Source organism: Pseudomonas mosselii (assembly GCF_003205295.1).
In the GTDB taxonomy this organism is placed as follows: domain Bacteria; phylum Pseudomonadota; class Gammaproteobacteria; order Pseudomonadales; family Pseudomonadaceae; genus Aquipseudomonas; species Aquipseudomonas mosselii_B.
The window spans coordinates 69,907-79,724 of record NZ_QJRP01000021.1 but is presented as its reverse complement, the minus strand read 5'-3'; the positions used below and the strand labels follow the sequence as shown (position 1 = coordinate 79,724).

Genomic DNA, 9,818 nt, shown 5'->3' with positions numbered 1-9,818 from the left:
ACCCCGTCCCGCCTTCCAATCGCGAACGCCCGGCCCCGGCCCTGTAGAACCGCTCGAACAGGTGCGGCAAATGCGCCTCGCCAATCCCCGGCCCACGGTTTTCCACCCACACGCAGACCTGGTCGCCGACTCGCTCAATCCCCACGGCCACCGGCTGGCCTTCAGGGCCATGACGAATCGCATTGCTCAGCAGATTCGACAGCGCTCGCTGGAACATCAGCTTGTCAGCCATCGCGGTACCCCAGCCTTGCAGGTGCAGGGAGATGCTCTTGAGCTCGGCACTGAAGGCAAACAACTCGCTGACTCGGGCCACCTCGTCGGCCAACGCTACCGGCACAAGCGCCACCTGGGTCTGCGGCTGGCTGACCTGGGCGAGGAACAGCATGTCGTTGATGATGCGGTTGAGCCGGGTCAGTTCCTCGACGCTGTCTTCCAGCGCCTCGCGGTACTTGTCGCCGTCACGCTCGCGGGCCAGGGTCACCTGGGCCTTGCCCATCAGGTTGCCGATCGGCGTGCGCAGTTCGTGGGCCAGGTCGTCGGAGAACTGCGACAGCTGGCGCACGCCCTGGTCGAGGCGGTCGAGCATGATGTTGATGGCACGGGCCAGGTCGGCCAGTTCGGCGGGCAGGCCCTCGTCCGGCAGGCGGTGTTCCAGGTCCTGGGTCGAGACCTGCCCGGCGATCCGGCGAAAATGCCGCAGCGGGCGCAGGCCGCGCTGTACCAGCTTCCACGCGGCGATGCCGATCAGCACCAGCAGCAGCGGCAGGGCCAGCAGGGTCGAGTTCAGGTAGGCCTGCAACAGGCTGTTGTCGTCGCTGCGATTGAGTGACATCAGCACCTTGACCGGGGTGTCGTCGCGCAGGCGCATCAGGCGGCTGGCGGTGAGGATCTGGTTGCCGTCGTCGTCGCGCCAGGTATGGAAGGTCAGCCGCTTGTCGGCTTCCAGGTCCAGCAGGTGCTGCGACTGTAGCGCCGGCCCCAGGCTGAGCAGGGCAGGGTGGCGGCCGTTGACGGCCATCACGCTGAGGCTGAGGTTGTCATGGCCCATGACCAGGTCGAGCAGGGGGTGGGCACGAGCGCCCAGGTCGTCGCTGCGCAGGTCGACGCGCAGGTTGTGCTCGACCTGCTGCATCTTGCGCGCCAGGTCCTTGCGTGCGCGGCTGTCCAGCTCATGGTCGAGGGCGAACACCGCCAGGCACGCCAGCAGCAGGACCAGCGCCGCCCCCAGCAGGGTGACGGTCAGGCCCAGGCGCAACGACAGGCTGGGGCGCTTCACGTCCGCGCCTCGAGCACATAGCCGACGCCGCGCAGGGTATGAATCAGCTTGTCCTCGAACGGATCGTCGATCTTCGCCCGCAGGCGGCGGATCGACACCTCCACCACGTTGGTGTCGCAGTCGAAGTTCATGTCCCATACCAGCGAGATGATCTGTGTGCGCGACAGCACCTCGCCGCTCTGGCGCATCAGCAGGTGCAGCAGGGCGAATTCCTTGGCGGTCAGGTCGATGCGCTGGCCGCCGCGCCAGGCTCGATGGCGGCCGGGGTCGAGTTCGAGGTCGGCGACCTTCAGCGTGCTCGGCTGCAGGTGCTGGTCATTGCGCCGTAACAGGCTGCGGATGCGCGCCAGCAGTTCGGGAAACTCGAAGGGCTTGAGCAGGTAGTCGTCGGCGCCCAGGTCGAGTCCCTTGACCCGGTCGGCCAGTCGTCCATGGGCGGTGAGCATCATGATCCGTGTCGACGACTCGGCGCGCAGGCGCTGCAGCACGCCCCAGCCATCGAGCCCGGGCAGGTTGACGTCGAGGATCACCAGGTCGTACGGCTGCTGGCGGGCCAGGTGCAGGCCGTCGGTGCCGGTATGGGCGCAGTCGACCACGTAGCCGTTCTCGCGCAGGCCCTGTTGCAGGTAGTCGGCGGTGCGGGGTTCGTCCTCGATGATCAGTAGGCGCATGGTCGGGCTCTGTGTGGAAAGGGGCGATTCTCGACCCTGTAGTGACATCAGGGTCAAGCGGCGAGGATGTTACTGGATGCGAATGGGCAAGCGGCGGGAATAACGGATTTGTAATGCGCCGGTCATGTGCCTGACAGGGCGATCCTGTGGGAGCGGGCTTTCCCCGCGATGCGGTTGTCTTGCAGGACTGTAATGTCCGCCTCACCTTGGCGTTAGCTGCCGCTTGCGATGATGGTCCTGTCGAAACGGTTATCACGAGGCAAGCACGATGAACCTGACCAAGTACCTGCTGCTGGCGATTCTCGCCCTGGGCAGCACCAGCGTTTTCGCCGAAGGCGGCGCGGAGCGTTCGAAGCAATTCTGGCAAGCGTTCCGCGACGACCAGGCACGCCTGTACGGCGACAAGCAGCAGGCGCTGGCCGAGCGCGAGCGCAAGGCCGAGGAAAAGGCCCGCGAACTGGCCAAGGACTGAGTACCACACCTGCGCCGCGACAGCTCCTCGGCGCAGGTGAACCTGGGCGCCCGAACGGGCGCCCTTTTTTATTTGCGTGCCAGCAGCGTGGCGCGGCGCGGGGCCGGCAGGCCTTCGACAGTCTTGCCGTGGTCGTTCGGATCGAGGAAGTCGCCCAGCGACTGGTAGCGCATCCATTCGGTGCTGCGCTGCTCCTCGACGCTGGTCACGCTGACATCGACACAGCGCACATCGCTGAAGCCGGCGCGGCGCAACCAGCGCTCCAGGGCCGGTACCGACGGCAGGAACCAGACGTTGCGCATCTGCGCGTAGCGATCCTCGGGCACCAGCACCTGGTTTTCGTCGCCCTCGATCACCAGGGTTTCCAGCACCAGTTCGCCGCCTTTGACCAGGCAGTCCTTGAGCGCCAGCAGGTGCTCGATGGGCGAGCGGCGGTGGTAGAACACGCCCATCGAGAACACGGTGTCGAAGCCTTCGAGGTTGGCCGGCAGCTCCTCGAGGGCGAACGGCAGGTGCCAGGCCGGCAGTTCAGGCAGGTACTGCTGCACGGCCTGGAACTGGCAGAAGAACAGCCAGTTGGGGTCTACGCCGATGACCATGTCGGCGCCGGCGCCGAGCATGCGCCACTGGTAGTAGCCGTTGCCGCAGCCGACGTCGAGCACACGCTTGCCCTTGAGGTCCAGGTGCGGGCTGACCCGCGACCATTTCCAGTCCGAGCGCCACTCGGTGTCGACATGCACGCCGAACAGGTCGAACGGGCCCTTGCGCCAGGGCGACAGGCCCATCAGTGCCTGGCGCATCTGCGCCCGGGTGGCGTCGTCGCAGGCGCAGTCCAGGCGCAGGCCGTCGACCAGGTCGATCTCGTTCGGGGTCAGCCGCGGCAGTGCCTCGAGGGCGCCGCGCCAGCGGTCGAGGTCGCCGTGGCCCTTTTCCAGCTTGGCTTCGAGTTGCGCCTGCAGGCCCTGGGACCAGGTGGCAAGGGGCGTGCCCGCCAGGCGGCGGACGAGGGGGGACAGATCGATCATGGCAGGGCTATCAGCGAGGCGAAGTTGAGGCATTGGAACCAGGGCACGACCTTGGAGAAGCCGGCGGCGCGCAGGCGCTGCTCATGGGTTTCCAGGGTGTCGGGCTTCATCACGTTCTCGATGGCACTGCGTTTCTGGGCGATTTCCAGTTCGCTGTAGCCATTGGCACGCTTGAAGTCCAGGTGCAGTTCGTTGAGCAGGTCCTGCTCCTGCGCGTCGGTGAAGCGCAGTTTTTCCGAGAGGATCAGCGCACCGCCCGGCAACAGGGCCTGGCGGATGCGGCCAAGCAGTTCCAGGCGCTGCTCGGGGGCGACGAACTGCAGGGTGAAGTTCATCGCCACCACCGAGGCCGGCTCGAAGGGCAGGGCGAGGATGTCGGCCTCTAGCACCTGCACCGGCAGCAGCTCCTGGAACATCGAGTCCTGGGCGGTGAGGTACTGGCGGCAGCGTTCGACCATGGCCGCGGAGTTGTCCACCGCGATGACCCGGCAGCCGTCCGTGCGCACATGGCGGCGCAGCGCCTGGGTCACCGCGCCCAGCGAGGCGCCGAGGTCGTACAGCGCGGAGTTCGGCTGGGCGAAGCGCGCGGCCAGCACGCCAAGGTTCTCGACGATGGTCGGGTAACCGGGCACCGAGCGCTTGATCATGTCCGGGAACACCTGCACCACGTCTTCGTTGAAGACGAAGTCGGGCACCTGCTCCAGGGGTTGGGCGAATAGGCGGTCGGGTTGTTTGCTCACGGGTGGGTCCAGGCGGCTGGCAATCTACAGGGGCGGCATTCTAGCCAAACCACGGCAAGCTTGCATGACTCGCTGACCGGCGCCGCCCGCTTACTTGACCCGGATGGCGCAATCGAAGGTCTGCACCGGGCGCACTTCCGGGGCCCACGGCTGCTGGTAGACCAGGATCAGGTGACCCTCGCCGGCGGCCTTGGCCTGGAAACGCCAGGTGGAAAGTCCGCCGCTGCCGACGATGCCGGCTTGTTCCGGTGAGTTGTATACCTCGGGGCCGAGGCTGCGCAGGATGTCCGGGGCCGGGTTCTGCAGCAGCCAGCGGTAGCCGGTGGTGGGGTTGCTGGGCAGGGTGAGGGTCATGGTCTGGCCGACGACCAGGCGCTTGGGGCACTCGCTATCGCCGTCCAGTTCGACGGTGCGTTGCGGGTGCTGGGCGCAGGCGGTGAGCAGGGCCAGGCCCAGGGGAACGAGCAGGCGAGGGGCGATCATGTTGGCTCCTGAGGCTGAAGTTGCCTGAGGATAACCGAAGCTGTCAGAAGTTTGTGTGGTCTGTGCGGGCCCTGTCGCCGGCTTGCCGGCGATAGGGCCGCAAAGCGGGCCTGGTCTTTTTAGAACAGCACTTTCGCCACGTCGGCGAAGCGCTTGGCGAAATGCACGGTCAAGCCTTCCTTCAGGTACTCGGGCAATTCTTCGAAATCGCCACGGTTGGCCTCCGGCAGGATCAGCTCGAAGATCTTCTGCCGCCGCGCCGCGATCACCTTCTCGCGCACCCCGCCGATCGGCAGTACCTGCCCGGTCAGGGTCAGCTCGCCGGTCATGGCCACGCCCTTTTTCGGCGCCTGGTCACGGGCCAGTGACAGCAGGGCGCTGGCCATGGTCACGCCGGCGCTGGGGCCGTCCTTCGGCGTGGCGCCTTCAGGGACATGCAGGTGGATGAAGGCCTCGTTGAAATAGCCCGGCGTACCGCCGAACTGCTTCAGGTTCGAGCTGACGTAGCTGTAGGCGATCTCCGCCGACTCCTTCATCACCTCACCCAGCTGCCCGGTGAGCTTGAGGCCGCGGCTGAGGGTATGGATGGGGGTGGCTTCGATGGGCAGGGTCGCACCGCCCATGCTGGTCCAGGCAAGACCGGTGATCACGCCCTTGCCGGCCAGCACCTGTTCGCTGCGGAACACCGGCATGCCCAGGGCGGGCTCCAGGTCCTTGGCGGCGATCCTGATCTTGGCCCCGGGGTCCTCGAGCAGCTTGACCACCGACTTGCGCACCAGCTTGCCCAGCTGTTTTTCCAGCTGCCGCACCCCGGCTTCGCGGGCGTAGCCTTCGATCACCGCGCGCAGGGCGTTGTCGTTGATGCCCAGGCTGGCCTTGGACACGCCGGCCTTCTCCAGTTGCTTGGGCCACAGGTGACGCTTGGCGATGGCCAGCTTCTCTTCGGTGATGTAGCCGGACAGGCGGATCACTTCCATGCGGTCGAGCAAGGGGCCGGGGATCGAGTCCAGGGTGTTGGCGGTGCAGACGAACAGCACCTTGGACAGGTCCAGGCGCAGGTCCAGGTAATGGTCGAGGAAGTCGACGTTCTGCTCGGGGTCGAGGGTCTCAAGCAACGCCGAGGCCGGGTCGCCCTGGTAGCTCTGGCCCATCTTGTCGATCTCGTCGAGCATGATCACCGGGTTCATCACCTCGACTTCCTTCAGCGCCTGCACCAGCTTGCCCGGCTGGGCGCCGATATAGGTGCGGCGGTGGCCCTTGATCTCGGCCTCGTCGCGCATGCCGCCGACACTGAAGCGGTAGAACGGCCGGCCCAGGGATTCGGCGATGGACTTGCCGATGCTGGTCTTGCCCACACCCGGTGGGCCCACCAGCAGCACGATGGAGCCGCTGATCTCGCCCTTCCAGGCGCCCACGGCGAGGAACTCGAGGATACGCTCCTTGATGTCGTCCAGGCCCGCGTGGTGGCGGTCGAGCACCTTGCGCGCGTGCTTGAGGTCGAGCTTGTCCTTGCCGTACACGCCCCAAGGCAGGGCCGTGGCCCATTCCAGGTAGTTGCGGGTAACGGCGTACTCTGGCGAGCCGGTCTCGAGGATGGCCAGCTTGCCCATTTCCTCGTCGATGCGTTTTTTCGCCTGGTCAGGCAGGGTCTTGCCCTCCAGGCGCTGCTGGAACTGTTCCAGGTCGGCGCTGCGGTCGTCCTTGGTCAGGCCCAGCTCCTGCTGGATGACCTTGAGCTGCTCCTTGAGGAAGAACTCGCGCTGGTGCTCGCCGATCTGCCGGTTCACCTCGGCGGAGATCTCGTTCTGCAGCCGGGCCACCTCGACTTCCTTGCGCAGCATCGGCAGGACCTTCTCCATGCGCTTGAGCATGGGCACGCAGTCGAGCACTTCCTGCAGCTGGTTGCCGGTGGCCGAGGTGAGGGCGGCGGCAAAGTCGGTGAGCGGCGAAGGGTCGTTGGGGCTGAAGCGGTTGAGGTAGTTCTTCAGCTCTTCACTGTACAGCGGGTTGAGCGGCAGCAGTTCCTTGATCGCGTTGATCAGGGCCATGCCGTAGGCCTTGACCTCGTCGGTGGGCTCCGCCGGCTGGCGTGGATAGTCGACTTCCACCAGGTACGGCGGGCGATGGTGCTTGAGCCAGGTGCGGATGCGCACCCGGGTCAGGCCCTGGGCGACGAACTGCAGCTTGCCGCCTTCGCGGCTGGCGTGGTGCACCTTCACCAGCGTGCCGTACTCGGGCAGGGCCTTGGTGTCGAAGTGGCGGTGGTCTTCCGGCGGGGTGTCCATGAAGAACAGGGCCAGGGAGTGGTGCGGGGTCTTGGCGACCAGGTCGAGGGTTTCGGCCCAGGGTTCTTCGTTGACGATCACCGGCAGCACTTGCGCGGGGAAGAACGGGCGGTTGTGGATCGGGATCACGTAGACCTTGTCCGGCAGTTGCTGGCCGGGCAGGGCGAGGTGGTGGCCGGGGGTGGCCGAGGTATCGAGGTGTTCGACTTCGCTGTGTTCGTCGGGATGTTCCGGGAAATCCTGCTGGTCGCTCATGGGGCACCTGCGTGAATGGCTATGGTGCTTAGATGGGGCAGGGGAAGATGGGTTTCAATGGTGTAGGAGCGGCCTTGTGCCGCGAAAGGGCCGCAGAGCGGCCCCGGCGATCTGTACAGTAGTCCCGGGGCTGCGTTGCAGCCCTTTCGCGACGCAAGGCCGCTCCCACAGGGCTGTGCCTGTGAGGGAGCAGCGTTTACTCAGCCAATTTGTAAGCGATGATGTAATCACCCATGCGGGTGCCCAGCGAGCCATGGCCGCCGGCGGTCACCAGTACATACTGCTTGCCGTCCTTGCCGGTGTAGGTCATCGGCGTGGCCTGGCCGCCTGCCGGCAGGCGGCCCTTCCACAGCTCCTGGCCGTTCTTCACGTCATAGGCACGCAGGTACTGGTCCAGGGTGCCGCTGAGGAAGCCCACGCCACCGGCGGTAACGATCGAGCCGCCCATGCTCGGCACGCCCACCGGCATGCCGATCGGCACCGGGGTGCTGTCGCGGGTGGTGCCGTTCTTGTGCTTCCACACCACCTTGTTGGTGAACAGGTCGATGGCCGCCACATAGCCCCAGGCTGGCGCCTGGCACGGGATGCCCAGCGGCGACATGAACGGATGCATGGTTACCGCGTATGGCGCGCCGGCGTTCGGCTGCACGCCGCTGGTCTCGCTTTCGCGCTTGCTGCCTTCGGCTACCTGCTCACGCGGGATCATCTTCGACACGAAGGCCATGTAGTTCGGCGAGGTGAAGAGGATCTGGCGCACCGGGTCGACCGACACGCTGCCCCAGTTGAACACGCCGACGTTGCCCGGGTAGACCAGGCTGCCCTGCTCGGATGGCGGGGTGTACTGGCCTTCGTAGCGCAGGCTGCGGAACTGGATGCGGCAAAGCATCTGGTCGAACGGCGTGGCGCCCCACATGGCCTGTTCGGTCAGCTCGGGGCCGAGCAGGTTGAGGTCGGAGCGGGCCTGGGTCGGCGCGGTGTGGTCGCCTTTCACGGCGCCCTGGGGGACCGGGATCTCGCGGATCGGTACGATCGGCGTGCCGTCGCGGCGGTCGAGCACGTACAGGCTGCCTTGCTTGGTCGGCACGATGACCGCCGGCTTGACGCCGTCGTCGGTCTTCAGGTGTACCAGGGTCGGCTGGCTGCCGACGTCCATGTCCCACAGGTCGTGGTGGGTGAACTGGTAGTTCCAGCGCGCCTTGCCGGTGGCCAGGTCCAGGGCGACGATGCCGGCGCTGTACTTCTCGGCGCCCGGGGTGCGGTCGGCGCCCCACTGGTCGGGGGTCTGGTTGCCCAGCGGCAGGTAGATCATGCCCAGGTCTTCATCGACGCTGGCGATCGACCACATGTTGGCCGAGTTGCGGCTGTACAGCTTCCCGTCGGCCAGGGGCTTGGTGTCGTCCGGGTTGTTGCTGTCCCAGTTCCACACCAGGTGGCCGTCGTGCACGTCGTAGGCGCGGATCACGCCGGACGGCTCGTTGGTCGACTCGTTGTCGGTGACGTGGCCACCGATGATCACCAGGCTGCGGGTGATCGCCGCCGGCGAGGTGGAGTAGTAGCCACCGGCGGTGAACGGGCCGATACCGCGGGTCAGGTCGATCACGCCCTGGTTGGCGAAGCCTTCGCAGACCTTGCCGGTGTCGGCGTTGATGGCGATCAGGCGGGCATCGGCGGTGGGCAGGTAGAGGCGGCGCGGGCAGGCCTGGGCCACGGCCTGGCCTGCGTCGGTGATCTTCGGCGCGGGGCTGCCGTCACGGCTGACGTAGCTGTTCTCGTCGTAGTACGAGACACCGCGGCAGGTCATGTGGGCGAAGCCCTTGAAGGTGCCGGTGGGGCTCTTGACCTGTGGGTCGTAGCGCCAGATCTCGGCGCCGGTGTCCGGGTCCAGGGCCAGCAGGCGGCTGTGGGCGGTGCAGGCATAGAGCATGCCGTTGACCTTCAGCGGGGTGTTCTGGTTGGTCAGCTCCACCGGGTCGTTTTCGCTCGGCAGATCGCCGGTGCGGATACGCCAGGCCTCTTCCAGGCGGTAGGCGTTCTGCGGGGTGATCTGGCGCAGCGGCGAGTAACGGTCGCCGTGTTCGGTGCGGCCGTAGGCCTGCCATTCACCGTCCGGCATGGCCGGGGCGGCGCTGCCCATCTCGCTGTTGTCGCGGGTGAACTCGCCACGGATCTCGCCCGGGTGGGTGAACTGGCTGGCCACGGCGGTGGCGCCGGAGGCGACCACGGCGACGCTGAGCAGGGCGGTGTTGACCTTCGACGCGGGGCCGACCAGCGGGCGGCGTGCCCACGGCAGCAGCAGGACCACGCCGATGGCGAACCAGATGGCCAGGCGTGGCACCAGCTGCCACCAGTCCAGGCCGACTTCCAGCAGCGCCCAGGCGGTGCTGCCCAGCAGCACCAGGCCATACAGGCCCAGGGCGATGCGACGCTTGGCCAGCAGCAGGATGCCGGACAGGGCGAAGCCGATGCCGGCAATCAGGTAGTAAAGCGAGCCGCCCAGCTGGCTCAGCTTGATGCCGCCGGCCAGCAGGGCCAGCCCCATCAGCAGCAGCAATACGCCCATCAGGCGCGGTAGCCAGCGGGTTCCATTCTTGGCACCGTCAGTGCTCATCGT

General features: G+C 66.7%; 8 protein-coding genes. 1 reads left to right on the top strand and 7 read right to left on the bottom strand.

All coding sequences use genetic code 11. The annotated features are described in order from the left end of the window. Window positions 1–1,276 (bottom strand): heavy metal sensor histidine kinase (locus DMX06_RS18850; protein ID WP_110738839.1); only part of this gene is annotated, 1,276 nt, incomplete at its 3' end. Next, a complete protein-coding gene (locus DMX06_RS18845) occupies window positions 1,273–1,947 on the bottom strand; it encodes a heavy metal response regulator transcription factor (protein ID WP_110738838.1) in 675 nt (224 codons plus the stop codon). The genes DMX06_RS18850 and DMX06_RS18845, both read right to left, overlap by 4 nt. 268 nt (window positions 1,948–2,215) lie before the next feature. Here DMX06_RS18845 and DMX06_RS18840 point away from each other — a divergent pair, with 268 nt between their 5' ends. Continuing rightward, a complete protein-coding gene (locus DMX06_RS18840) occupies window positions 2,216–2,419 on the top strand; it encodes a hypothetical protein (protein WP_062364203.1) in 204 nt (67 codons plus the stop codon). A 68-nt stretch (window positions 2,420–2,487) separates the two neighbouring features. Here DMX06_RS18840 and cmoB read toward each other — a convergent pair whose 3' ends face one another. The 5 genes from cmoB to DMX06_RS18815 form a co-directional block, all read right to left on the bottom strand. Next, window positions 2,488–3,444, bottom strand: coding sequence for a tRNA 5-methoxyuridine(34)/uridine 5-oxyacetic acid(34) synthase CmoB (gene cmoB, locus DMX06_RS18835; RefSeq protein ID WP_110738837.1), 957 nt, complete (start codon window positions 3,442–3,444; stop codon window positions 2,488–2,490). After that, the gene (gene cmoA / locus DMX06_RS18830) at window positions 3,441–4,184 is read right to left on the bottom strand and encodes a carboxy-S-adenosyl-L-methionine synthase CmoA (protein WP_050703993.1); all 744 of its coding nucleotides are present in this window, start codon (window positions 4,182–4,184) and stop codon (window positions 3,441–3,443) included. The genes cmoB and cmoA overlap by 4 nt, the downstream gene beginning before the upstream one ends. A 90-nt stretch (window positions 4,185–4,274) precedes the next feature. Then, window positions 4,275–4,667, bottom strand: a complete 393-nt coding sequence (locus tag DMX06_RS18825) for a protease inhibitor I42 family protein (protein ID WP_110738836.1) — start codon at window positions 4,665–4,667, stop codon at window positions 4,275–4,277. Window positions 4,668–4,786: 119 nt separating this feature from the next. Continuing rightward, a complete protein-coding gene (gene lon / locus DMX06_RS18820; protein ID WP_110738835.1) occupies window positions 4,787–7,207 on the bottom strand; it encodes an endopeptidase La in 2,421 nt (806 codons plus the stop codon). Window positions 7,208–7,403: 196 nt separating this feature from the next. Then, on the bottom strand, window positions 7,404–9,815 hold the full coding sequence (locus DMX06_RS18815; protein ID WP_110738834.1) for a glucose/quinate/shikimate family membrane-bound PQQ-dependent dehydrogenase: 2,412 nt from the start codon (window positions 9,813–9,815) through the stop codon (window positions 7,404–7,406). Between the last annotated feature and the right edge of the window lie 3 nt (window positions 9,816–9,818).